This is a genomic window from Klebsiella sp. CD33 (genome assembly GCF_051992865.1).
Classification (GTDB): Bacteria; Pseudomonadota; Gammaproteobacteria; order Enterobacterales; family Enterobacteriaceae; genus Klebsiella; species Klebsiella pneumoniae.
Map to the genome: position 1 here is coordinate 394821 of NZ_CP197023.1, position 23294 is coordinate 418114.

At 58.0% G+C, this 23294-nt stretch carries 23 protein-coding genes; 12 read left to right on the forward strand and 11 right to left on the reverse strand.

The genetic code is table 11. The annotated features are described in order from the left end of the window. Positions 1-10: 10 nt before the first annotated feature. The 3 genes from cysG to nirB all read right to left on the reverse strand — a co-directional run bounded on the left by cysG (position 11) and on the right by nirB (position 4404). The gene (cysG, locus tag ACR809_RS01805; protein ID WP_002920252.1) at positions 11-1384 is read right to left on the reverse strand and encodes a siroheme synthase CysG; all 1374 of its coding nucleotides are present in this window, start codon (positions 1382-1384) and stop codon (positions 11-13) included. A 153-nt stretch (positions 1385-1537) separates the two neighbouring features. Next, positions 1538-1864, reverse strand: a complete 327-nt coding sequence (gene nirD, locus ACR809_RS01810) for a nitrite reductase small subunit NirD (RefSeq protein WP_002920249.1) — start codon at positions 1862-1864, stop codon at positions 1538-1540. After that, positions 1861-4404, reverse strand: a complete 2544-nt coding sequence (gene nirB, locus ACR809_RS01815) for a nitrite reductase large subunit NirB (RefSeq protein WP_004889472.1) — start codon at positions 4402-4404, stop codon at positions 1861-1863. The genes nirD and nirB overlap by 4 nt, the downstream gene beginning before the upstream one ends. A 238-nt stretch (positions 4405-4642) precedes the next feature. On the opposite strand from nirB, the gene ACR809_RS01820 reads away from it, so the two are divergent. Further along, entirely contained in the window at positions 4643-5965 is a 1323-nt protein-coding gene (locus ACR809_RS01820; RefSeq protein ID WP_108452597.1) for a cytosine deaminase, read from the forward strand. Here the strand turns inward: ACR809_RS01820 and tsgA are convergent. Then, positions 5962-7149, reverse strand: a complete 1188-nt coding sequence (gene tsgA / locus ACR809_RS01825) for an MFS transporter TsgA (protein ID WP_002920240.1) — start codon at positions 7147-7149, stop codon at positions 5962-5964. The two genes, ACR809_RS01820 and tsgA, sit on opposite strands and share 4 nt — an antisense overlap. Positions 7150-7425: 276 nt before the next feature. Between tsgA and ppiA the strand changes: the two genes are divergently transcribed. The 5 genes from ppiA (at position 7426) to argD (ending at position 10768) form a co-directional block, all read left to right on the forward strand. Then, positions 7426-7995, forward strand: a complete 570-nt coding sequence (gene ppiA / locus ACR809_RS01830) for a peptidylprolyl isomerase A (protein WP_002920238.1) — start codon at positions 7426-7428, stop codon at positions 7993-7995. 106 nt (positions 7996-8101) lie between these two features. After that, a complete protein-coding gene (locus tag ACR809_RS01835) occupies positions 8102-8269 on the forward strand; it encodes a YhfG family protein (protein ID WP_002920231.1) in 168 nt (55 codons plus the stop codon). After that, a complete protein-coding gene (locus tag ACR809_RS01840; protein WP_004181446.1) occupies positions 8259-8861 on the forward strand; it encodes a putative adenosine monophosphate-protein transferase Fic in 603 nt (200 codons plus the stop codon). The genes ACR809_RS01835 and ACR809_RS01840 overlap by 11 nt, the downstream gene beginning before the upstream one ends. A gap of 32 nt (positions 8862-8893) precedes the next feature. Beyond that, complete coding sequence (pabA, locus tag ACR809_RS01845) at positions 8894-9457, forward strand: aminodeoxychorismate synthase component 2 (RefSeq protein ID WP_108452598.1); 564 nt, start codon at positions 8894-8896, stop codon at positions 9455-9457. Positions 9458-9547: 90 nt separating this feature from the next. Then, complete coding sequence (argD, locus tag ACR809_RS01850; RefSeq protein WP_004174049.1) at positions 9548-10768, forward strand: bifunctional acetylornithine/succinyldiaminopimelate transaminase; 1221 nt, start codon at positions 9548-9550, stop codon at positions 10766-10768. On the opposite strand, the gene ACR809_RS01855 is transcribed toward argD, so the two are convergent. Further along, complete coding sequence (locus tag ACR809_RS01855; RefSeq protein WP_004150035.1) at positions 10758-12836, reverse strand: YccS/YhfK family putative transporter; 2079 nt, start codon at positions 12834-12836, stop codon at positions 10758-10760. The genes argD and ACR809_RS01855 overlap by 11 nt on opposite strands. A 51-nt stretch (positions 12837-12887) precedes the next feature. Further along, on the reverse strand, positions 12888-13520 hold the full coding sequence (crp, locus tag ACR809_RS01860) for a cAMP-activated global transcriptional regulator CRP (protein ID WP_000242758.1): 633 nt from the start codon (positions 13518-13520) through the stop codon (positions 12888-12890). A 306-nt stretch (positions 13521-13826) separates the two neighbouring features. Between crp and ACR809_RS01865 the strand changes: the two genes are divergently transcribed. Further along, positions 13827-14231 carry an OsmC family protein gene (locus ACR809_RS01865; protein WP_002920158.1) on the forward strand — a complete coding sequence of 135 codons (405 nt, stop codon included), beginning with the start codon at positions 13827-13829 and terminating at the stop codon, positions 14229-14231. A 54-nt stretch (positions 14232-14285) separates the two neighbouring features. Here ACR809_RS01865 and ACR809_RS01870 read toward each other — a convergent pair whose 3' ends face one another. The 4 genes from ACR809_RS01870 to ACR809_RS01885 all read right to left on the reverse strand — a co-directional run bounded on the left by ACR809_RS01870 (position 14286) and on the right by ACR809_RS01885 (position 18537). Continuing rightward, a complete protein-coding gene (locus tag ACR809_RS01870; protein ID WP_002920153.1) occupies positions 14286-15155 on the reverse strand; it encodes a phosphoribulokinase in 870 nt (289 codons plus the stop codon). Between the two features lie 36 nt (positions 15156-15191). Further along, positions 15192-15410 carry a YheU family protein gene (locus tag ACR809_RS01875; RefSeq protein ID WP_002920151.1) on the reverse strand — a complete coding sequence of 73 codons (219 nt, stop codon included), beginning with the start codon at positions 15408-15410 and terminating at the stop codon, positions 15192-15194. After that, positions 15407-16405, reverse strand: coding sequence for a hydrolase (locus ACR809_RS01880; protein ID WP_024264627.1), 999 nt, complete (start codon positions 16403-16405; stop codon positions 15407-15409). The genes ACR809_RS01875 and ACR809_RS01880 overlap by 4 nt, the downstream gene beginning before the upstream one ends. 227 nt (positions 16406-16632) lie before the next feature. Continuing rightward, a complete protein-coding gene (locus tag ACR809_RS01885; protein WP_023313698.1) occupies positions 16633-18537 on the reverse strand; it encodes an ABC transporter ATP-binding protein in 1905 nt (634 codons plus the stop codon). A gap of 173 nt (positions 18538-18710) precedes the next feature. Between ACR809_RS01885 and kefG the strand changes: the two genes are divergently transcribed. The 4 genes from kefG to slyD all read left to right on the forward strand — a co-directional run bounded on the left by kefG (position 18711) and on the right by slyD (position 21959). After that, positions 18711-19274, forward strand: a complete 564-nt coding sequence (kefG, locus tag ACR809_RS01890; RefSeq protein ID WP_004151401.1) for a glutathione-regulated potassium-efflux system ancillary protein KefG — start codon at positions 18711-18713, stop codon at positions 19272-19274. After that, on the forward strand, positions 19261-21066 hold the full coding sequence (kefB, locus tag ACR809_RS01895) for a glutathione-regulated potassium-efflux system protein KefB (protein ID WP_004150031.1): 1806 nt from the start codon (positions 19261-19263) through the stop codon (positions 21064-21066). Before kefG ends, kefB begins: the two co-directional genes overlap by 14 nt. Before the next feature lie 11 nt (positions 21067-21077). Next, positions 21078-21278 carry a YheV family putative zinc ribbon protein gene (locus tag ACR809_RS01900; protein ID WP_002920143.1) on the forward strand — a complete coding sequence of 67 codons (201 nt, stop codon included), beginning with the start codon at positions 21078-21080 and terminating at the stop codon, positions 21276-21278. Between the two features lie 93 nt (positions 21279-21371). Continuing rightward, on the forward strand, positions 21372-21959 hold the full coding sequence (slyD, locus tag ACR809_RS01905; RefSeq protein ID WP_002920140.1) for a peptidylprolyl isomerase: 588 nt from the start codon (positions 21372-21374) through the stop codon (positions 21957-21959). 58 nt (positions 21960-22017) lie between these two features. On the opposite strand, the gene ACR809_RS01910 is transcribed toward slyD, so the two are convergent. Then, positions 22018-22236: a protein SlyX gene (locus ACR809_RS01910; protein WP_002920136.1), complete on the reverse strand. Its 219-nt coding sequence runs from the start codon at positions 22234-22236 to the stop codon at positions 22018-22020. Positions 22237-22458: 222 nt separating this feature from the next. Here ACR809_RS01910 and fkpA point away from each other — a divergent pair, with 222 nt between their 5' ends. Next, positions 22459-23289, forward strand: coding sequence for an FKBP-type peptidyl-prolyl cis-trans isomerase (gene fkpA, locus ACR809_RS01915; RefSeq protein ID WP_108452599.1), 831 nt, complete (start codon positions 22459-22461; stop codon positions 23287-23289). The last annotated feature ends 5 nt before the right edge of the window (positions 23290-23294 follow it).

The window sequence follows — 23294 nt, forward strand, 5'->3', positions numbered from 1 at the left end:
GGAGGCAAGGTTAATGGTTCGAAAACCAGTTCAGTTTATCCCGCAGACCGACCACGCGGCCGACGATGATCAGCGCCGGGCTGGCCATCTGCTGCGCCAGAATATCCAGTTGTCCTAAGGTGCCGCTGACCACTTTTTGCGTCACAGCGGTGCCGTTCTCGACGATGGCGGCGGGCATATCTTCAGCCATGCCGTGAGCGATAAGCTTCTCGCGGATCGCCGGCGCCTGGTTCAGACCCATGTAGAACACCAGGGTTTGCTTCTCCACCGCCAGGTTCGCCCAGTCCAGCTCGCCGCCGGTTTTCAGGTGGCCAGTGACCAGGCGGACGCCCTGGGCGAAATCGCGGTGGGTCAAAGGGATCCCCGAATAAGCGGAGCAGCCGGAGGCGGCGGTAATGCCAGGCACAACGGAGAAGGGGATGCCCGCCTCGCAAAGCGTCTCCAGCTCTTCCCCTCCGCGGCCAAAGATAAAGGGATCGCCGCCTTTCAGCCGGACCACGCGTCTTCCTTTTTGCGCTTCGCGCAGCAGGATCTGGTTGATCTCCTCCTGCGGGACGCAGTGGTAGCCTGAGCGCTTGCCGACGAACACCCGATCGGCATCGCGGCGCACCAGATTCATGATGTCATCGGAGACCAGCCGATCATAGACCACCACGTCAGCCTGCTGGATCTGCTGCAGGCCTTTGAGCGTGAGCAGCCCGGCGTCACCGGGGCCGGCGCCAACCAGCACCACCTCGCCGCGATGCTCCAACGGCTCCGTCAGCAACTGCTCAGTGGTATCCGCGACTGCCTGCCGATCGTCATTAGCCAGCGACTGCGCCAGACGGTCGTTAACAAACAGCTTCTCCCAGAAGCGGCGACGCTCGCCTACGGTGGCAAACTGCTGCTTAACCCGCGCGCGCAGATGGCCGGCATAGCGGGCCAGCTGGCCGAGATGCAGGGGCAGAATTGACTCCAGTTTCTCGCGCAGCAGGCGCGCCAGAACCGGTGATGTCCCGCCCGAGGAGACGGCGACCATCAGCGGCGAGCGATCGATTATCGACGGCATGATAAAGCTGGCCTGGCGCGGGGCATCCACCACGTTACAGAAGATACGCCGCGCTTCGGCCGCCTCGCTAACCTGCTGGTTGACCGTCTCATCATCAGTAGCGGCGATGGCCAGCCAGCAGTTATCCAGCAGCGAGGGGATAAACTCCCCCTGCACCAGAGTTAGCATCTGTGAATCAGCCCACACCTGAAACTGGGGCGTGAAGTCGAGCGCATTGACCGTGACGTTAGCGCCAGCATCCAGCAGCAGACGGGCTTTGCGTTCGGCGACATCCCCGCCGCCAACCAGTAAACAATCGCGCTGGCGCAACTGGCAGAATATGGGTAAGTGATCCACAGAATAACCTCATAAAAATAAGGGGTAGAAAACGAGTGGTCGTAGAATAGCAGCAAAGGTAATACAAAACATGCGACATATCCCGCACTCATGCGCTGTCGGTCAGAACTGTTACTTATATCTCCCCCCGTGGCCGGGGGGAGGGAGAAGGACTTACGCTTTAAGCTGAACGTGTCCGTCTTTCACGCGGGCGTCGAAGCGGGCGATAGAGTGGCTGGCATCTTCCATGCACAGGCCGTCGCTCAGGCGGAAGCGCTGTTTTTTCAGCGGGCTGGCGACCCATAGCGCGCCGTCATGCTCGGCGATAATCCCGCGAGACAGTACGCTGGCGTTGAAGAACGGATCAATGTTGCTGATGGCGAATACTCTGTCGTCATGGTAAGGACGGAAGATCGCCACCTGCTGCTGACCGAGCAGGGCGCAGACGCCGGTGGCCGGCAGGATGTCGTCGATGCTGCAGATATTTACCCACTGGCTCATGCTTTTTCCTCCACCAGAGTAACCGGGATACGCTCATACGGCGTGGCCGGTCGGTGCTGGTCACGTTCCGGCACCACCTGAACGTTCGGGTCGCGCTGGTCGCTGTTGATAAAGTGTTTGAAGCGGGTCTGCGCCGCCGGGTTGTTGACGGTCTCGGTCCACTCGCAGGCGAAGGCGGCGCGCAGGCGAGCCAGCTCTTCTTCCAGATGGTCGTTCAGACCGAGCTTGTCATCGATGATGACGCTGCGCAGATAGTCGATACCGCCTTCCATATTGTCCAGCCACGGGGCAGTGCGGGTCAGCTTATCGGCGGTGCGGATGTAGAACATCATAAAGCGGTCGAGATACTTGATCAGCGTCTCGCGATCGAGGTCTGCGGCCAGTAGATCGGCGTGACGCGGCTTCATCCCGCCATTGCCGCACACGTACAGGTTCCAGCCTTTCTCGGTGGCGATGATCCCGACGTCTTTGCCCTGAGCCTCGGCACATTCGCGGGTGCAGCCGGAGACGCCGAACTTCATTTTGTGCGGGGTGCGGATGCCTTTGTAGCGGTTTTCCAGTTCCACGCCGAAGCCGACGCTGTCGCCAACGCCGTAGCGGCACCAGGTGCTGCCGACGCAGGTTTTCGCCATTCGCAGCGCTTTGGCGTAGGCGTGGCCGGTTTCGAATCCCGCTTCAATCAGCTGCCGCCAGATCTCCGGCAGGTCGTCTTTCTGCGCGCCAAACAGGCCGATGCGCTGAGAGCCGGTGATTTTGGTGTACAGATTGAATTCACGCGCGATACGACCCACGGCGACCAGCCCTTCCGGCGTGATTTCGCCGCCAGCTGAGCGCGGGATCACCGAATAGGTACCATCTTTCTGAATGTTGGCGAGGAAGTTGTCGTTGCTGTCCTGCAGCGGCGTGTGCTGCGGCTTGAGGATGTACTCATTCCAGCAGGAGGCCAGCAGGGAACCGACGGTCGGCTTACAGACTTCACAGCCGTAGCCCTGACCGTGTTTTTCCAGCAGTTCGTCGAAGGTTTTAATGCCTTCCACGCGGATCAGGTGGAACAGCTCCTGACGGGAGTAAGCGAAGTGTTCGCACAGATTGTTGTTGACCTCGATGCCCTGTTTCGCCAGCTCGGCGTTGAGCACCTGAGTGACCAGCGGAATACAGCCCCCGCAGCCGGTCCCGGCTTTGGTTTCCGCTTTCAGCGCCGCCACGGTGTGGCAGCCTTTGTTGATAGCGGCGATCAGGTCGCCTTTGCTGACGTCAAAGCAGGAGCAGATCTGCGCGCTGTCCGGCAGTTTATCGACGCCGATCGATGGCTTGCCGCTGCCGGCGTGGGCCGGGAGGATCAGCGAATCCGGGTTTTCCGGCAGCTCGATGGCGTTCAGCACCAGCTGCAGTAGGTTGCCGTAATCGCTGGTGTCGCCGACCAGCACCGCGCCGAGCAGCGTTTTGTTGTCGGCGCTGACGATCAGGCGCTTATAAACTTCTTTGCTTTCGTCGAGATAGACGTAGCTACGGGCGCCCGGCGTGCGGCCGTGGGCATCGCCGATCCCGCCCACGTCCACACCCAACAGCTTCAGCTTGGCGCTGAGGTCGGCGCCGGTGAAGCTATTTTCACTGCCGAGGAGATGGTCGACGGCCACCTGGGCCATTTTATAGCCGGGGGCGACCAGACCGTAGACGCGGTTGTTCCAGCTGGCGCATTCCCCGATGGCATAGATATCCGGATCGGAGGTCTGGCAGCTATCGTTGACCATGATGCCGCCGCGCTGGGCGACCGCCAGCCCGCACTGGGTGGCCAGCTTATCGCGCGGGCGGATCCCGGTTGAGAAGACGATGAAATCGACCTGCAGCTCGCTACCGTCGGCGAAGTGCATGGTTTTGCGCGCCTCGGTGCCCTGCTGAACAATCTCTTTGGTGTTTTTGCTGGTGTGAACTTTCACGCCCATGCTTTCGATTTTGCGCCGCAACTGCTCGCCGCCCATCTGGTCGAGCTGTTCGGCCATCAGCATCGGCGCGAATTCGATAACATGGGTTTCCACGCCGAGGTTTTTCAACGCGCCGGCCGCTTCCAGGCCGAGCAGGCCGCCGCCGACTACCGCGCCGCGTTTGCTGCGGCGGGCGCAGGATTCGATGGCGTTAAGATCTTCAATAGTGCGATAGACGAAGCAATCCTGGGTTTCCGCGCCTTTAATCGGCGGGATCCACGGGTATGAGCCGGTCGCCATAATCAGCTTGTCGTAGAACACGGTACGCCCGGCGCTGGAGTGGATCACTTTCTCCTGGCGGTTGATGGTGATCGCCCGTTCGCCGACCAGCACCTTGACGCCGTGTTTCTCATAGAAACCTTCGCGTACCAGCGACAGTTCTTCCGCAGTGTGATGGGAGAAATAAGACGACAGGTGGACGCGGTCGTAGGCGATACGCGGTTCTTCACAGAACACGGTAATGTCGAACTGTCCGGCAGGCGCCTTATCGAGAAGCTCTTCGATAAAGCGATGGCCAACCATGCCGTTACCGATAATAGCGATTCTGACTTTGCTCATTTTTGCCTCGATTTCTTTTCTATTACCGCCTACCTTAACGATTCAGCCATCAGGCTTATTGATGCAAATCAATGACAACTTCACCTACCACTTAATGGGTATGCGTTTGATTTGTCAGTATTTTTATAAGTCATGGAAAACGCTGACTTTTCCTTTTTGCTGATTTTGTGTACAAGAATTGGGTAAGCCGCGATTGGGGTTAGACAGAAAACAAGCCGTATTGAATAGAGAGGGTGATATGACAGCAGCGCCGCTTTGGTTGATTCAGAACGTACGCCTGGCAGACCGCGACGGCCTGTGGCAAATAGCCATTGATAAGGGCCGCTTTGGCGAGATCACGCCGATGGGGGAGGCGCACGATGAAAGCTACGAGGTATTGAACGCTCGCGGCGGGCTAGCGATCCCGCCTTTTATCGAGCCGCATATCCATCTGGATACCACCCAGACGGCCGGCGAGCCGAACTGGAATCAGTCCGGTACTCTGTTCGAGGGGATTGAGCGTTGGGCGGAGCGGAAAGCGCTGCTCAGCCATGAGGACGTCAAAGCCCGGGCGTGGAAAACCCTGAAGTGGCAGATCGCCAATGGCGTGCAGTTTGTCCGCACTCATGTCGATGTTTCCGATCCCACGTTAACGGCGCTGAAGGCGATGCTGGAGGTCAAACAGGAGGTGGCGCCATGGGTCGAGTTACAGATTGTCGCTTTTCCACAGGAGGGGATCCTCTCTTACCCCAACGGCGAGGCGCTGCTGGAGGAGGCCCTCAAGCTGGGGGCGGACGTCGTCGGGGCGATCCCGCATTTTGAGTTCACCCGTGAATATGGTGTGGAATCGCTGCATATCGCCTTCCGTCTGGCGCAGCAATATGACCGCCCACTGGATATTCACTGCGATGAAATTGACGATGAGCAGTCGCGCTTTGTTGAAACCGTTGCCGCGCTGGCGCTGAAAGCGGGGATAGGGCCGCGGGTAACGGCCAGCCATACCACCGCTATGCACTCCTATAATGGCGCTTATACCTCGCGTCTGTTCCGCTTGCTTAAGCTCTCCGGCATCAACTTTGTCGCCAATCCGCTGGTGAATATTCATCTGCAGGGCCGGTTTGACGACTACCCGAAGCGACGGGGTATTACCCGGGTGAAGGAGCTGTTGGCGGCGGGGATCAACGTTTGCTTTGGTCATGATGACGTCTTTGACCCGTGGTACCCGCTGGGGACCGGCAATATGCTGCAGGTCCTGCATATGGGGCTCCATGTTTGCCAGCTGATGGGCTACCAGCAGATCAACGACGGCCTGCAGCTTATCACCGACAACAGCGCCCGCACGTTTGGCCTCGAGGATTACGGCATTGTCAGCGGCAACCCGGCTAACCTGATCATTCTCCCGGCGGAGAATGGCTTTGAGGCCGTCCGCTGCCAGGTGCCGGTGCGCTGGTCAATTCGCCAGGGAAGGGTGATCGCGACCACCCAGCCGGCGCAAAGCTTGATCCAAACTGACCGCGGTGGCGAGGAGCTTTCTTTTATGAGGAACAGCCCCCTTGCGGATGCAAAGGGGCCGAAGGCTTAGTGAGACGCCGCCTGAGCGTTGTTCTGGCGATGACGGGAGACGAAGCCGAGGATAAAGCACATTACGAATACCACGGCATAGAGGCCGTTAGCGGTGTGCAGCGCGGCCAGGGGACCGCTGGCCGCCACAATCGGGCCGGTGACCACGAAAGTGAGCATGGTGCCGATGGTGCCGCAGGTGAGGATAAAGTTCACCAGCTTCGGCGAAGCGACCCGCGTCTGCTGCGAACCGAGCGTAATGATCGAGGTGTAAATGGCGCTGGAGAAGAAGCCCAGGGTCAGAATAAACCACGGCATATGCTCCGGCGAACCATTGATAAACAGGTACATCAGCACCGTCGCGAGCCCGGCGAGGACGGTTAAGATACGCTGTAGGTCGAAGAAGCGCAGGATGAAGCTGAATGACCACATGCCGATCATGTAGGACATCCAGAAATCGCTCACCAGTTTACCGGCGTCGCCGAGGCTCATGCCCAGGCTCTTCGCATATTCCGGTACCCAGGAGATAAAGCCCAGCTGACCGAGGATGTAGCACAGCGCCGCAACGGAGAGGAACAGTACGCCAATGCCCCACTTCTCTTTCACCACCGGCTGGCTGTTTTCGCTCTGGGCTTTTTTGCCCAGCACCGGAAAATCACAGCCGAAAGTCAGGACGAAAATGGCGACATACACCAGACCAATACAGGCGTAGACCCAGTACCACTCGATGCTGCGCGCCAGCAGGACGGCGGCGACCATCGGGAAAATCATGCCCGCCATGCTAAAGAAGGAGTCGGTAAACAGCAGACGCGCCCCGCGCTGACGGCCTTCATACATATGGGTGATCAGGAAGGTCCCGATCGACATGGTGATCCCGCTCACCAGGCCAAGAACGAACATTGACGCGGAGAACAGCGCCAGGCTGTGGCTGAGCATCAGGCCGGCCACCGCCAGCACCATCAAAATAAAGCCAAAGCGCAGCTGAGTTTTCAGCGGCACGATTTCCATCAGCCAGGCATTGAGGAAGATGGAGATAAGAATACCGGCGTTCAGAAAGGTAAAGGTGTTGCTCATACTGGAAACGGGCAGATGGAAATAATCCGCAATGTTACCCATCACCATCCCGGTGACGATCACCAACGCGCCGGTCAGGGCGTAGGAGAAGAAGCTGATCCATGTGAGCTTAATACGGTTGCTGTTAGTCATGACTGGCCTGTGAATAGAAAGGTAAAGCGCGTTGACGCTGCGCCGGGCGGACAGATTTTATTCGTTCAGGTGATGTAATTAAATGTTTATTGTGAAATGGGTTATCTTTTGCATGTTTTAATGTGATCTGCATCACGCTTGTTCGCTGCAAAGGAGATCGTTTGCGCGGTTACAATTATTACAGCTAAGTAAAATTTGGTAAAAGGCTGGCCCAGGATGCAAAGGCTCTTTAGAATCAAGGCACTCGCTTTTATTCTGCTCCGTTAAGGAATTTCCATGCTCAAATCAACACTGGCGGCGATGGCTGCCGTTTTCGCTATTTCAGCGTTCTCCCCGGCCATGGCGGCAAAGGGCGATCCGCATGTGCTGCTGACCACTTCGGCAGGTAACATTGAGCTTGAGTTAAACAGCCAGAAAGCCCCGATTTCCGTGGATAACTTCCTGAAGTACGTCAACAGCGGCTTCTACAACAACACCACCTTTCACCGCGTGATCCCGGGATTCATGGTGCAGGGCGGCGGCTTTAACGAACAGATGCAGCAGAAGCAGCCTAACCCGCCGATCAAGAATGAAGCAGACAACGGCCTGCGCAACACCCGCGGCACCATCGCGATGGCGCGTACCGCCGATCAGGATAGCGCCACCAGTCAGTTCTTCATCAACGTGGCGGATAACGCCTTCCTCGACCATGGCCAGCGCGACTTTGGCTATGCGGTATTCGGCAAAGTGGTGAAGGGGATGGATGTTGCGGATAAGATCTCCCAGGTCCAGACCCATAACGTTGGTCCGTACCAGAATGTGCCGACCAAACCGGTCGTTATCCTCTCTGCGAAAGTGCTGCCCTAATCCTCCCGCGGCGCGGTGGTCTATCGCCGCGCCCGGTCGCCTCCCGGCATAACCTGAAATTGCTGCTTATACTTGTGGCACACAGGGGACGATAAGGGGGGCGACGATGCGTCCACTCACCGATAAGCAAAAATCCCGACTCTGGGAACAGACACGCAATACCAATTTTCAGGCCAGCCGTCGCCTTGAAGGCGTGACGGTGCCGCTGGTTACGCTAACTGCCGAAGAGGCGCTGGCGCGTCTGGCGACGTTGCGGAGGGAGTATGAGCGATAAATTCGGCGATGAACGCGATCCTTACCTTTATCCGGCGCTGAACGTACTGCGCAACCGTCTCGGCATCCGCCAGGCTAAAAATCTGCAGCAGGCCGCCTTTGAGATGACAGCGCTGCGGGCGGCCACTCTGCCGCTGGGCCCGCGGGTGCGCGGCTTACCCTATCTGTGCGCTATTCATCATCAGTTGTATCAGGATCTGTTTGACTGGGCGGGCCGCTTGCGTGAAGTGAACCTCTACCTGGGCGATACGCCGTTCTGCCACTTTGCCCGGATCGAGGAGGAGGGGAATGCCCTGATGCAGGCCCTTGAGCAGGAGGATTATCTCAATGGCCTGCCGCGCGATACCTTCATCGAACGCCTGAGCTGGTTCTATGGTGAAATTAATGTGCTGCACCCTTTTCGTCTTGGCAATGGCCTGACCCAGCGTATTTTCTTTGAACAGCTGGCGATACATGCCGGCTACCTTCTTAACTGGCGTGACGTTGACCCCGCCGGCTGGAGTGCGGCCTGCCAGCAGAGCGCGATGGGCGATCTGGCCCCGCTGGTGGCGATCTTTCGCAAAGTGGTAAGCGAAGCGCGGGAATCTGAGTAGAATAGCCCGGTTTTGATTGTTCCGGAGCCGCTATGATCCTGCTTATCGATAACTATGACTCTTTCACCTGGAATCTGTATCAGTACTTCTGCGAACTGGGGGCGGAAGTACTGGTCAGGCGCAACGATGCGTTGACGCTGGAGGAGATAGCGGCGCTGGCGCCGGAGAAAATCGTGATCTCGCCAGGCCCCTGCACGCCGGATGAGGCGGGGATTTCCCTCGCGGTTATCCGCCACTATGCCGAAAAAACGCCGCTGCTGGGCGTCTGTCTCGGGCATCAGGCGATCGCCCAGGCGTTTGGCGCGACTATCGTGCGGGCGGCCCAGGTCATGCATGGCAAAACCTCGCTTATCGAGCATAACGGCGAAGGGGTGTTTCAGGGGCTGAATAATCCCCTGACGGTGACCCGCTATCACTCGCTGGTGATTGACCCGCCGACGCTCCCGTCCGAGTTTAACGTCACTGCCCGCAGCGCCAGCGGTGAGATTATGGGGATCCGTCACCGCGAATGGGATCTCGAGGGCGTGCAGTTTCATCCGGAAAGCATCCTCAGCGAGCAGGGCCATCAATTGCTGGCCAACTTTTTGAAACGGTGATTTTCAGTTGCTATTGACTGATTTTTTATGCATATTTTGTGATTAGATTATCATAATCGCATCTGCGTAACGAAGAGGGATGGGTAAGACATGGCAACTGAACAACCGGCAATCACCCGCGCCACATTCGATGAAGTTATTTTGCCAATTTATGCACCGGCAGAATTCATCCCGGTGAAGGGGAAGGGCAGCCGCGTCTGGGATCAGCAGGGGAAAGAGTATATCGATTTCGCCGGCGGTATCGCGGTGACGGCGCTTGGCCATTGCCATCCGGCGCTGGTGGCGGCGCTGCATCAGCAGGGCGAAACGCTGTGGCACACCAGCAACGTCTTTACCAATGAGCCGGCGCTGCGTCTGGGACGTAAACTTGTCGAGGCTACCTTCGCCGAGCGCGTGGTGTTTATGAACTCCGGCACCGAAGCCAATGAAACGGCCTTTAAGCTGGCGCGTCACTATGCGGTGACCCGCCATAGCCCGTATAAAACCAAAATCATCGCCTTCCATAATGCCTTTCATGGCCGCTCCCTGTTTACCGTTTCCGTCGGCGGTCAGCCGAAGTATTCCGATGGTTTCGGCCCAAAACCGGCGGATATTGTCCATGTTCCCTTCAACGATCTGCAGGCGGTAAAAGCGGTGATGGATGACCACACCTGCGCGGTGGTGGTGGAGCCGATTCAGGGCGAAGGCGGCGTGACGGCGGCCACGCCGGCTTTTCTGCAGGGACTGCGCGAGCTGTGCGATCAGCACCAGGCGCTGCTCGTCTTTGATGAAGTACAGTGCGGTATGGGGCGTACCGGCTCGCTGTTCGCCTATATGCACTACGGCGTGACCCCGGATATTCTGACCAGCGCCAAAGCGCTGGGCGGCGGCTTCCCGGTCAGCGCCATGCTGACCACCCACGAGATCGCCAGCGCCTTCCATGCGGGCTCCCATGGCTCAACCTACGGCGGCAACCCGCTGGCCTGCGCGGTCGCCAACGCCGCCTTCGATCTGATCAATACCCCGGCGGTGCTGGATGGCGTGAGCGCGAAGCGCGAACTATTCGTCAAACACCTGCAGCGGCTGGATGCCGAGTTTGATCTGTTCAGTGATATACGCGGGATGGGCCTGCTGATCGGCGCGGAACTCAAGCCGCAGCACAAAGGCCGCGCGCGTGATTTCCTCTATGCCGCGGCCGACGCCGGCGTCATGGTGCTCAACGCCGGGCCGGACGTGATGCGTTTTGTTCCCTCGCTGATCATCGACGAGCAGGATATTACTGAAGGGATGGCGCGCTTTGCCCAGGCGGTGGCAAAGGTGATTAACGGTTGATCTTCCGCAGCCAGATGCCATGGTGCGGCCGCTGACGCCATGCCACTGACGAAATGGTGTGCATGGTGTTCAGATGGCCCAGAATGCGTTGCAGATGCTGCTCCATGGTGCTTAACGGACCGATCGGCGCCTCGCTTTCCGGCGACTCCATAATATTGGCATCCCCTGCGCTGCCGGGACCATCGCTGTCCAGCCGCTGCTGGCAGCGCTGCAGCGCAATCTCACAGGATTCGAGATAGCGCTGGGCAAGATCCGGGGTCAGCATCGTATGCTCCCGGGCCAGGGTGGTCATAGCGTTGATGTGTTCGACGATAAACTGGCTGTGCGTCACCCACAGCTTCATATCTTCCAGATAGTGGGTATTAAACCCGGGTTCCTGCATCGCCTGATTCAGGGAGTTGTAGAGCGCGTTGTGCGCCTGGTTGACGCGCATGCGTTGATAGGCCAGCGCGGGGGCTTTTGGATCGGCGCTGAGGATCAGGCGAATTGCCTGCTGGTCGGCCTCCAGCGCATCGTGGGCGTTTTTTTTCAGCAGGCCGCTCTGCCACTGCGGCCACAGCCAGACCATCCCGCCGAAGGCGATCAGGCAGCCGATAAGGGTGTCGATCAGCCGGGCGATAATAAACTGTTCGCCGTTAAGCGTCAGCAGCTGCAGGGTATATACCGCCGTCACCGTAAACCCAACCATCGCCCAGCCATAGTGTTTGCGAATGATCAGATAGCTGAGCAGGGTAATCAGCAGCATCCCGCTCAGGGTGTAGCTCTCCGGAACGTGAAAATGCAAGGTCAGCCCGGCGATCGTCAGGCCGGCGAGCGTCCCTGCCGCCCGGTGAACAATACGCACCCGGGTGGCCCCATAGCCGTTCTGGGTGACGAAAAGCACCGTCATCAGGATCCAGTAGGGCTTAGGCAAGTGCAGGGCGTTGCCCATCAGGCTGGCGACGCTCAGCATCACGCTGATGCGGGCGGCATTGCGCAGCGCGGGCGATTTTAGCGACAGGTAGTTCTTTAGCGCGGGCAATAGCGGTAAACGACGCTCTTTGTCGGCCATCAGGTCCCGGGCATACAGCGGGCGCTGGGTATGCAGCACCCGGGCGATGCGGCTGAAGTGCCAGGCGCAGAAGTGGCCGACCGGGTTATCCGGATGTTGTCTGGCGATCTTTTCCAGAGCCTCGATCTGTTTATCCATCTGAAAGCGCTTTGGAAAGCGATGATAGAGCATGTCATCCGCCAGCACGCGCAGGCGGGCGGCGACGGTCTGCGCGTTCCAGCGGATCACCGCTTCGGCATGGCTGCGTTCCACCAGCTTTTGCACCTCTTCCGGCTGATGCAGGCTGACCGAAATATGCTCCTGCAGATCCAGCCCCATCTGAAACGCCCGCAGCAGGCGCTTATGATCGTTGCGTTGGTTAGCGGCCAGCATATGCATCTGCTGATAGCACTGGGTAATCAGATCGACCACTTTCTGCTGGCGGGTGAGCAGCGGCGGCAGGGCGGTCGAGGGATCGGTATGCTGGGTCAGCAGGCTGTATTTGGCTTCACAGTAGTCCGCCAGCTCCCGGTAAAGCAGGCTAAGCGACTCCCGTAGCGGCTGTTCGCGCCACAGCCAGAACCAGAACCAGTTAAACACGCCGTACCACAGCGTGCCGAAGGCGTAGATCAGCAGCGGCTCCCAGATGGGCATATTGCCCGCCAGGCTCAGGGTAAAGATGGCGGCGATCAGCGACGCGGGCAGCAGCCGCGCGTGCAGCGAACTGATCTCCGCGGTAACGCCGAGCAAGAGCGCCAGGCCGCTGAGAATAAACGGCAGGGGTATCGACTGGGCAAGCAGCAACTGCACCACCAGACTGCATCCGGCAAACAGGCAGCCGCCGATAATCAGGCGTTTGAAAAAGCGCTTATGCGGGGTATCAAGACCGGCAATGTTGCAGCAGGCGGGGACTAAGGAAAATAACAGCCCCTGCTGGAGATGGCCGAGCAGAAGACCGATGGCCACGGGCAGACACAGCACCAGCGTTTGCCGCAGTGCATAGTTGACTTCCGGGTGGTAAATCAGCCTGCGCCACATGAGGGAAAAACAAAAACGGCGTACTGCGGGAGCAATACGCCGCTTAGCAACTTAACGGGTGCCGTAGACGACGATGGTTTTACCGTGCGCGGAAATCAGGTTCTGATCTTCCAGCATTTTCAAAATACGACCAACGGTTTCACGAGAGCAGCCGACGATCTGACCAATTTCCTGGCGGGTAATTTTAATTTGCATACCGTCCGGGTGGGTCATGGCATCCGGTTGCTTCGCCAGGTTCAGCAGCGTCTGGGCGATACGGCCCGTCACGTCGAGGAAGGCCAGGTTGCCCACTTTCTCAGACGTGACCTGCAGACGGCGAGCCATTTGCGAAGAGAGACGCATCAGAATGTCCGGGTTCACCTGGATCAGCTGACGGAATTTCTTATAAGAGATTTCGGCCACTTCACATGCGGTTTTCGCCCGTACCCAGGCGCTACGCTCCTGACCCTCTTCAAACAGGCCTAATTCACCGATGAAATCGCCCTGGTTGAGGTAGGAGAGGATCATCTCTTTACCTTCTTCATCCTTGATGAGTACAGCCACGGAGCCTTTAACGATGTAGTACAGCGTTTCTGCTTTTTCACCCTGGTGGATCAGCGTGCTCTTTGATGGGTACTTATGAATGTGGCAATGAGACAAGAACCATTCAAGGGTAGGGTCTGTTTGCGGTTTGCCAAGCACCATGCGCGGTTATCCTCTGTTATAAGCTATCTCCGGGCGCCGACACTACACGGCGTCCGGGCATGCAATCGTATTGTTTCCCTATACCTGGGAAGCTGGCTGATGATTTTTCGACAGCCCGTAATGTGAACTCCTCTGCATACATGCAGTACATCAATGTATTACTGTAGCATCCAGACTGTTTTAGCATAGCTTTCGCCGCATGTCTCCTGGTGTCTCGCTTCAGCATGACGCAGGTCGCCTTCCGTTGCGAGAATTGTTATGTGCGCGTAATCTGACAGGAATATTGCGATACTGGAGTTAAATTTTATGCAAGCGCGTGTGAAATGGGTAGAAGGGTTAACCTTTATCGGGGAGTCCGCATCGGGACACCAGATTCTGATGGATGGCAACTCCGGGGATAAGGCTCCCAGCCCGATGGAGATGGTGCTGATGGCGGCGGGCGGTTGCAGTGCGATCGATGTGGTCTCCATTCTGCAAAAAGGTCGTCACGACGTGACCAATTGCGAAGTGAAGCTGACCTCCGAGCGTCGCGAAGAGGCTCCGCGTCTGTTCACGCATATTAATCTGCATTTTATCGTCACCGGCAAGGCGCTGAAAGATGCCGCGGTCTCCCGGGCGGTGGACCTGTCGGCAGAGAAATACTGCTCGGTGGCGCTGATGCTGGAAAAAGCGGTGAACATCACTCACTCCTATGAAGTGATCGAGGCGTAGTCTTCGCCTGCCGTTGTATCGAATCTCAACCCCGGCCAGGCCGGGGTTTTTTGGTTAGCCTATCTTACGGCCTTCCATCAGGCGCTCGACCAGCGGCGTCATGATAAGCTCCATCGCCAGCCCCATTTTACCGCCCGGCACCACCAGGGTGTTCATGTGCGAGATAAACGAGCCCTGCAGCATCGCCAACAGCCAGGGGAAATCGATATTCTGCAGATTGCGGAAATGGATCACCACAAAGCTCTCGTCCAGCGAGGGGATCGCTTTGGCGGCAAACGGGTTGGAGGTGTCCACCGTCGGCACGCGCTGAAAGTTGATATGGGTGCGGGAAAATTGCGGGGTAATGAAGTTGATGTAATCTTCCATCGAGCGGACGACCGAGTCCATCACCGCCTCCCGGGAGTGGCCGCGTTCGCTGGTGTCGCGAATAAGCTTTTGGATCCACTCGAGGTTAACGATAGGCACCACCCCGACCAGCAGGTCGACATGGCTGGCGACATCATGCTGCGGCGTGACAACCCCGCCGTGCAGCCCCTCATAGAACAGCACGTCTGTCGGCTCCGGCAGCGGCTGCCAGGGGGTAAAGGTCCCCGGCACCTGATTCCACGGCACGGCTTCGTCATAGGTGTGGAGGTATTTCCGCGACTGACCTTTGCCGTGGCGACCATAGTCGACAAAGGTCTGCTCCAGCAGGCCGAAGTCGTTCGCCTCCGGGCCAAAGTAGCTGATATGTTTGCCCTGATCCCGCGCCTTACGGATCGCCATGTCCATTTCCGGGCGGGTGTAGCGATGAAAGCTATCGCCTTCCACCTCCGCGGCGTGCAGATTTAGCTGCGCGAAGATTTTGCGAAAGGCAAGGCTGGTGGTGGTAGTGCCCGCGCCGCTGGAGCCCGTGACGGCGATCACCGGATGTTTGGCAGACATAACAACTCCCTGGTTAAACGATGTAGTGGCGTCGCCTTAGCCGTTAAACAGCGCGCGCGGCATAATATTGACTGTCTCATGCAGTTCCGACCACACAAGGACCGCCTCTCCGCGTTTCAGCTGCTGTTTTACATCGGCGACTTTATCGGCAAGTGAACGTTCATGTTCACCATAATCGGTGCCTTCACGTAACACAAAGCTTTCAATCAGGTTATCCAGCGTTTCGGGATCCAGATCCTGCCAGGGAATAATCATACGGGAACCTCCAGCCAGCGGTTTAACCAGTCGGGAATGCGTCTTTCCAGCCACATCTCCGGTTTACGCAGAGTGCCGCTGACAAAGCCAACGTGGCCGCCTTGCTCGGTCAATTGATACTCTACGTTCGCGGGCAGTTGCTCCTGCGGCGGAATAGAGTGGTGATCCATAAACGGATCGTCTTTCGCGTGAATGATGAGCGTCGGCTTAGTGATATCGCTGAGCCGCGGCATGGCGCTGCATTGCCGGTAATAATCCAGCGCATCGGCAAAGCCATGGATTTTGGCGGTGATCATATCGTCAAATTCCCGGATGCGGCGCATCCCTTTGAGCTGGCGTAAATCGACGGGCAGCGAGCCCGGGTACGCTTTCAGCTTGCGTGAAGCGTTGGCTTTTAACAGATTGAGCAGATAGCGCTGATAAACCCGCGAGAAGCCCTTATCCATATGATAGCTGCAGGCTTCGAGCATGAAAGGCGCGGAGACGATCACCGCCGCATCCAGCGGGCAGCGGTCGCCTTCCTCTGCCAGCAGGCAGCCCAGCATATTGCCGCCCAGCGAATAGCCGACGGCCGCGGTCGGCGCGGGACCAAACTCGCGCTTCAGCCAGTGCAAAAACCAGGTGCCATCTTCCGTTTCGCCGGAGTGATAGATGCGGTGATTGCGGTTAGGTTCGCCGCTGCAGCCGCGGAAATGCATCACCACGCCCAGCCAGCCGCGCTGCATCGCCGCGTGGATCAGACCATGGGCGTACGGGCTGTGCAGACTGCCTTCCAGGCCGTGAAAAACGACGAGGCGCGGCTTATGGCGCGCCTGGTGCGGGTCTTCGCTCCAGGCCAGATCGACAAAATCGCCGTCCGGCAGCTCAAGGCGCTGCCAGTGCGGGGTAAAGCGCAATTTACGGCGAATCAGCCGCGGCAGCATGGTTTGCAGATGACGATTGCCCACGCCGCGCATCGGATGGAACTCACGCGAATCGTTTTCGGGGGGCGTCATGTCTGTGGGGATGATTTCAACCATAGCACCAGAACAATTAATAAACTTGATGATGACTATACCGCGCAGGGCATGCAGGGGGTTAGCCAATATGTGGTCTTGCGGCCAGTGACGCCAGCTTACAGCAAAAACAAATCATTGATGTCGCTGATGGCCAGGCCATGAAGAGGGCAGAAACCCACCCTGCCAGCGGCAGCGTACGCGCAGGCAGGATGAAGAGGAAGAGTTTAGCCTTCCTGAAGCATGCGCTCCAGCTGCTCCTGGGCCTCCAGCCAGGCCATCTCGCACTCCTCCAGCCCGGACTTCGCGCTGGCCTGCTGCTGCAGGCATTCGGTCAGCTCGGCTTTACGTGAGGCGTCATAAAGCTCACTGTCGCCAAGTTTTTCTTCCGCACCGGCCAACTGCGCGTTGAGCTTGTCCATCTCTTTTTCCAGACGGGCGATCTCTTTGCGCAGCGGTTGGGTCTGGCTGCGCAGCTCCGCTTCCCGACGCTTCTGGTCTTTGCGCGCCTGGGCGCTATTGCCGCTCTCTTTTGGCGCCTCGCCGCTCTGGGACTCCTGTTTTTGCGAGTCGCTGAGCCACTGCTGATAATCTTCCAGATCGCCGTCGAACGGCTCGACTTTACCATCGTGGACGAGGTACAGATCGTCAGTGGTGGAACGGATCAGGTGCCGATCGTGCGATACGACCACCAGCGCCCCTTCAAAGTCGATCAGCGCTTCGGTTAAGGCCTGACGCATATCGAGGTCAAGGTGGTTGGTCGGTTCATCGAGCAGCAGCAGGTTAGGGCGCTGCCAGACGATCAGGGCCAGTACCAGGCGCGCCTTTTCTCCACCGGAGAAGCGGCGGGTTTCTTCGCTCACCTTATCGCCCTGGAAACCAAAGCCGCCGAGATAATCACGCAGCTTCTGCTCCAGCTCCTGCGGCGCCAGACGCGCCAGGTGCTGCAGCGGCGACTCATCGGCGCGCAGGAATTCCAGCTGATGCTGGGCGAAGTAGCCGAGCTTGATGCCTTTCGCGAGGCCGATCTCGCCGCTTACTGGCTGGAGTTCGCCTGCCAGGAGCTTAATCAGCGTCGACTTCCCGGCGCCGTTGCGGCCCAGCAGGCCGATACGCGAGCCCGGCACCAGGTTAAGCTTGATGGAGTCGAGAATAATACGCTCGCCGTAGCCGGCGCTGACTTTCTCCATCTTCAGCAGCGGGTTAGGCAAGCTCTCCGGCTGGCGGAAGCTGAAGTGGAACGGGTTATCCACGTGCGCCGGAGCGATAAGCTCCATCCGCTCCAGCATTTTGATCCGGCTTTGCGCCTGCTTGGCCTTGGTGGCTTTGGCACGGAAGCGATCGATATAGCTTTGCAGGTGCGCGACGCGCTGCTGCTGGCTTTCGTACATCGCCTGCTGCTGAGCGAGGCGGGTGGCGCGCTGCACTTCAAACGAACTGTAGTTGCCGGTGTACTCAAACATTGTCTGCTGTTCGATATGGATAATTTTGTCGACGATAGGATCGAGAAAATCGCGATCGTGGGAGATGAGGATCAGCGTTCCCGTATAGCCCTTCAGCCACTTCTCCAGCCAGATCACCGCATCGAGATCGAGGTGGTTAGTCGGTTCATCGAGCAGCAGCAGATCGGAGCGGCAGATCAGCGCCTGGGCGAGGTTAAGGCGCATACGCCAGCCGCCGGAAAAATCGCTGACCGGCCGCTCAAGCTGTTCATTGCTGAACCCCAGACCGTGCAGCAGGCTGGCGGCGCGCGAACGGATAGTCCAGGCGTCGATGGCGTCCAGCTTACCGTGGACGGTGGCGATAGCATGACCGTCATTGCGTTCGTTAGCCTGCTGGAGCGCGGCCTCCAGCTGGCGATACTCTCGATCGCCGTCAATGACATAATCGATTGCCGGCTGCGGTAGCGCCGGGGTTTCCTGATTCACCCAGGCCAGCTGCCAGTTGCCGGGAAAGGTCATACTGCCGCCGTCAGCGCTTATCTCGTTTTTCAAAAGCGATAGCAGCGTCGATTTCCCGCAGCCGTTTTTCCCCACCAGACCGACCTTTTGACCAGGATTGATGGTAGCGGTGGCGTTGTCCAGCAGGACGCGTACGCCGCGACGAATTTGTAACGAGGAGAAAACAATCATAAGGCGCCGTATGTTCAGACTATGTTAATTTGTCATTATGATAATGTAGTGTGGAAGCGAATCGCTTCACCGGGCCGCCATGGTAGCCCAAAACGAAGACGATACACAAAGTCATTCTGGCTGTGTCAAAACGCCGGGGCTGTGCAGGCCGCCAGAAGACCTACGGGAGGGGAATGATGTCTCAGACAGCGAAAGTGTTGCTGCTGTATGCCCACCCAGAATCTCAGGATTCCGTGGCCAACCGGGTTTTATTAGAGCCGGCCTTACAGTTGCCGAACGTCACCGTGCACGATCTCTACGCGCACTATCCGGATTTTTTTATCGATATTGCTTACGAACAGGACCTGCTGCGCCAGCATGAGGTGATTGTTTTCCAGCACCCTTTATATACCTGGAGCTGTCCGGCGCTGCTTAAGGAGTGGCTGGATCGTGTGTTAAGCCGCGGCTTCGCCAGCGGCGCCGGAGGGAACGAACTGGCGGGAAAGTACTGGCGCAGCGTGATCACTACCGGCGAGCCTGAGAGCGCCTACCGTCGCGATGCTAATCGCTATCCGATGAACGATATTTTACGTCCTTTTGAACTGACCGCCGGCATGTGCCGTATGCACTGGATGAGCCCCATTATCGTCTACTGGGCCCGGAGGCAGCAGCCAGAGGAGCTGCGCAGCCGCGCCCTGGCCTACCGGGACTGGTTGGCCAACCCCATCGCCGCCGGAGGTGTCCATGGCGGGATCTGATTTGCTGCTGGCGGGGGTGTTGTTTTTGTTCGCGGCCGTCATCGCCGTCCCTCTGGCTTCAAGACTGGGGATTGGCGCGGTGCTGGGCTATCTGCTGGCCGGGATCGCCATTGGTCCGTGGGGGCTCGGGTTTATCAGCGATGTGGATGAAATTCTCCATTTCTCTGAGCTCGGCGTAGTGTTTCTGATGTTTATCATCGGCCTGGAGCTCAATCCCGCCAAGCTATGGCGACTGCGGAGCTCCATCTTCGGCGTTGGCGCGGCGCAGGTGATGCTCAGCGCGGCGATCCTCGGTGGGTTGCTGATGACGACCGGGTTTTCATGGCAGGCGGCGGTGGTCGGCGGGATCGGCCTGGCGATGTCTTCCACCGCCATGGCGCTGCAGCTGATGCGTGAGAAGGGAATGAGCCGCAGCGAAGCGGGACAGCTAGGCTTTTCGGTGCTGCTGTTTCAGGATCTGGCGGTGATCCCGGCGCTGGCGCTGGTGCCCCTGCTGGCCGGTTCAGCGGATGAGCATGTGAACTGGTTGACGGTCGGCATGAAGGTCCTGGCCTTTGCCGGGATGCTGATTGGCGGACGCTATCTGCTGCGGCCGGTGTTCCGTTTTATCGCCAGCTCGGGGGTCAGGGAGGTGTTCACTGCCGCCACGCTGCTGTTGGTCCTCGGATCTGCCCTGTTTATGGAGGCGCTGGGGCTGTCGATGGCGCTGGGCACCTTTATTGCCGGCGTGCTGCTGGCGGAAAGTGAGTATCGCCACGAACTGGAGATCGCTATCGATCCGTTCAAGGGGCTGCTGCTCGGGTTGTTCTTTATTTCCGTCGGCATGGCGCTGAACCTTGGCGTACTGTATACCCATCTGCTGTGGGTGGCGGTGAGCGTGGCGGTGCTGGTGGCGGTAAAAATGCTGGTGCTCTATCTGCTGGCCCGTCTCTATGGCCTGCGAAGTTCCGAGCGGATGCAGTTCGCGGGCGTATTAAGCCAGGGCGGCGAGTTCGCGTTTGTCCTCTTTTCACTGCCCGCCTCTCAGCGGTTGTTTCAGCACGACCAGATGGCGCTGCTGCTGGTTGCGGTAACGTTGTCGATGATGACGACGCCGCTGCTGATGAAGGGGATAGATAAGCTATTGTCGCGACGGCTGAACCCGGCGGACGATACCGGTGAGGCGCCGTGGGTGGAGGATGACAAGCCGCAGGTGATTATTGTCGGGTTTGGTCGCTTTGGTCAGGTCATTGGTCGCCTGCTGATGGCCAATAAGATGCGTATTACGGTACTGGAGCGGGACATCAGCGCGGTAAATCTGATGCGCAACTATGGCTATAAAGTCTATTTTGGCGATGCCACCCAGCTGGAGCTGCTGCGCTCGGCGGGAGCGGAAGAGGCGCAGTCGATCGTCATCACCTGTAATGAGCCAGAAGATACCATGCGGCTGGTGGAAATGTGTCAACAACACTTTCCACATCTGCATATTCTGGCCCGCGCTCGCGGGCGCGTTGAGGCGCATGAGCTGCTGCAGGCCGGCGTGACGCAGTTTTCTCGTGAAACTTTCTCCAGTGCGTTGGAGCTGGGGCGCAAAGCGCTCATCACCCTCGGGATGCATCCTCACCAGGCCCAGCGCGCGCAGCTGCACTTCCGACGCCTCGATATGCGAATGCTGCGCGAGCTAATGCCAGTGCATACTGATACGGTACAGATATCACGCGTGCGGGAGGCCCGGCGCGAACTGGAAGAGATTTTCCAGCGCGAAATGCAGAAAGAGAGCCGGCAGCTGGACGGCTGGGACGAGTTTGAATAAAGGTAAATCTTATGGCAGTGCGTAAACGTTTTATTGCCGGGGCGAAATGTCCGGCGTGCCAGGCGCAGGATTCGCTGGCAATGTGGCGTGAGAATAATGTCGATGTTGTTGAGTGCGTTAAATGCGGTCATCAGATGCGTGAGGCAGATAAAGAGGCCCGTGAGCATGTACGCAAAGAGGAGCAGGTGATTGGCATTTTTCATCCCGACTAGCGTTATCCGTCGGCTTTTTTTAAGCTAAAGGGTACACGGCAGCAGAATTCCGCTACAATCTGCGCCACTATTCTTCCCATCTCAGGAGATATCATGAAAGTAGCAAAAGACCTGGTGGTCAGCCTGGCCTATCAGGTACGTACAGAAGACGGTGTGTTGGTTGATGAGTCTCCGGTAAGCGCGCCGCTGGATTACCTGCACGGTCACGGCTCCCTGATTTCCGGCCTGGAAAACGCGCTGGATGGCCACGAAGTGGGCGACAAATTTGACGTTGCCGTCGGCGCTAACGACGCTTACGGTCAGTATGACGAAAACCTGGTGCAGCGTGTACCGAAAGACGTCTTCATGGGCGTTGATGAACTGCAGGTTGGCATGCGCTTCCTGGCGGAAACCGATCAGGGTCCGGTACCAGTAGAAATCACTGAAGTTGAAGACGACCACGTTGTGGTTGATGGCAACCACATGCTGGCTGGCCAGAACCTGAAGTTTAATGTGGAAGTCGTCGCCATCCGCGAAGCGACTGCGGAAGAGCTGGAGCACGGTCACGTGCACGGCGCGCATGGCCACGATCACGATCATGACCATGGTCATGACGGTTGCTGCGGCGGCCACGGCCACGATCATGGTCACGACCATGGTAAAGGCGGCTGCGGCGGCCACGGTGGCTGCGGCTGCCACTAATCTTTGCGCTTCGGCACGAAGACGACAAAAAAGCGGGGAAACCCGCTTTTTTTACGCCTCAATAGTGCGGCGGTGGCGTCTCTTCCGCCTGGGAGGCGATATGGGAGGGTTGGGTCGCCTTCAGCTTCTCGATCATCAGACGCATATGCTCCCGCATCTTCGCCATCTCGATCTCGTGGGCGGTCACGGTTTTGTTGAGGTCTTCGATGGTGATTTCCTGAAACGCCAGCCGGCTTTCCAGCTCCGCAAGGCGCGTTTCTAATGTGCTATCGTGCATGGGTAACCTCTTTAGTCTGATCCTGCGGGCGGATTCTACTTAAGTTTCCCCTGGCGCGCAGCATCGCTGCGCCGTACAGGAAACTTATTCATACAAAAATAGTCCTAAAAGAGGCGATATTCAGGAACGTCCGTATGTAGATTTTAATGGCAACGTTCTATAGTACGTTTTTTGCTTTTTACGATAACCCTGGGGCGAGAGGCCCCGGCCCTGGAGAAATGGATGAAATCACTGTTTAAAGTAACGCTGCTGGCGACCACAATGGCCGTCGCCCTGAATGCACCGCTGACCTTCGCTGCAGATACGGCAACGAAGGCAGCCCCGGCGGTTGAGAGTAAATCGGCATTTAAAAATGACGATCAGAAATCGGCCTATGCGCTGGGCGCGTCCCTGGGGCGTTACATGGAAAACTCCCTGAAAGAACAAGAGAAGCTGGGCATTAAGCTGGATAAATCCCAGCTGATCGCCGGCGTACAGGACGCGTTTGCCGATAAGAGCAAACTGTCCGACCAGGAGATCGAACAGACTCTGCAGGCCTTTGAAACGCGCGTGAAGACCGCGGCTCAGCAGAAAATGGAAAAAGACGCCACTGAGAACGAAGCCAAAGGCAAAGCTTTCCGTGACAACTTTGCCAAAGAGAAGGGCGTGAAAACCTCAAAAACTGGCCTGCTGTATAAAGTCGAGAAAGAAGGCGCTGGCGATGCGCCGAAAGACAGTGATACCGTGGTGGTAAACTACAAAGGTACCCTGATCGACGGTAAAGAGTTTGATAACTCTTATACTCGCGGCGAGCCGCTCTCTTTCCGTCTCGACGGCGTGATCCCGGGCTGGACTGAAGGCCTGAAGAACATCAAGAAAGGCGGCAAAATCAAGCTGGTTATTCCGCCGGACCTGGCCTACGGTAAAACTGGCGTCCCGGGCATCCCGGCCAACTCTACGCTGGTCTTTGATGTAGAACTGCTGGATATCAAACCGGCGCCGAAGGCAGATGCACAGCCGGAAGCCGCAGGCGATGCGAAAGCCGCGGACGCGAAAGCTGACGCTAAGAAGTAATCAGG

Coding starts and splice junctions, on each gene's coding strand:
- nirD (WP_002920249.1), bottom strand. CDS start 1,864: ATGAGCCAGTGGGTAAATATCTGCAGCATCGACGACATCCTGCCGGCC.
- nirB (WP_004889472.1), bottom strand. CDS start 4,404: ATGAGCAAAGTCAGAATCGCTATTATCGGTAACGGCATGGTTGGCCAT.
- ACR809_RS01820 (WP_108452597.1), top strand. CDS start 4,643: ATGACAGCAGCGCCGCTTTGGTTGATTCAGAACGTACGCCTGGCAGAC.
- tsgA (WP_002920240.1), bottom strand. CDS start 7,149: ATGACTAACAGCAACCGTATTAAGCTCACATGGATCAGCTTCTTCTCC.
- ppiA (WP_002920238.1), top strand. CDS start 7,426: ATGCTCAAATCAACACTGGCGGCGATGGCTGCCGTTTTCGCTATTTCA.
- ACR809_RS01835 (WP_002920231.1), top strand. CDS start 8,102: ATGCGTCCACTCACCGATAAGCAAAAATCCCGACTCTGGGAACAGACA.
- ACR809_RS01840 (WP_004181446.1), top strand. CDS start 8,259: ATGAGCGATAAATTCGGCGATGAACGCGATCCTTACCTTTATCCGGCG.
- pabA (WP_108452598.1), top strand. CDS start 8,894: ATGATCCTGCTTATCGATAACTATGACTCTTTCACCTGGAATCTGTAT.
- argD (WP_004174049.1), top strand. CDS start 9,548: ATGGCAACTGAACAACCGGCAATCACCCGCGCCACATTCGATGAAGTT.
- ACR809_RS01855 (WP_004150035.1), bottom strand. CDS start 12,836: ATGTGGCGCAGGCTGATTTACCACCCGGAAGTCAACTATGCACTGCGG.
- crp (WP_000242758.1), bottom strand. CDS start 13,520: ATGGTGCTTGGCAAACCGCAAACAGACCCTACCCTTGAATGGTTCTTG.
- ACR809_RS01865 (WP_002920158.1), top strand. CDS start 13,827: ATGCAAGCGCGTGTGAAATGGGTAGAAGGGTTAACCTTTATCGGGGAG.
- ACR809_RS01870 (WP_002920153.1), bottom strand. CDS start 15,155: ATGTCTGCCAAACATCCGGTGATCGCCGTCACGGGCTCCAGCGGCGCG.
- ACR809_RS01875 (WP_002920151.1), bottom strand. CDS start 15,410: ATGATTATTCCCTGGCAGGATCTGGATCCCGAAACGCTGGATAACCTG.
- ACR809_RS01880 (WP_024264627.1), bottom strand. CDS start 16,405: ATGACGCCCCCCGAAAACGATTCGCGTGAGTTCCATCCGATGCGCGGC.
- ACR809_RS01885 (WP_023313698.1), bottom strand. CDS start 18,537: ATGATTGTTTTCTCCTCGTTACAAATTCGTCGCGGCGTACGCGTCCTG.
- kefG (WP_004151401.1), top strand. CDS start 18,711: ATGATGTCTCAGACAGCGAAAGTGTTGCTGCTGTATGCCCACCCAGAA.
- kefB (WP_004150031.1), top strand. CDS start 19,261: ATGGCGGGATCTGATTTGCTGCTGGCGGGGGTGTTGTTTTTGTTCGCG.
- ACR809_RS01900 (WP_002920143.1), top strand. CDS start 21,078: ATGGCAGTGCGTAAACGTTTTATTGCCGGGGCGAAATGTCCGGCGTGC.
- slyD (WP_002920140.1), top strand. CDS start 21,372: ATGAAAGTAGCAAAAGACCTGGTGGTCAGCCTGGCCTATCAGGTACGT.
- ACR809_RS01910 (WP_002920136.1), bottom strand. CDS start 22,236: ATGCACGATAGCACATTAGAAACGCGCCTTGCGGAGCTGGAAAGCCGG.
- fkpA (WP_108452599.1), top strand. CDS start 22,459: ATGAAATCACTGTTTAAAGTAACGCTGCTGGCGACCACAATGGCCGTC.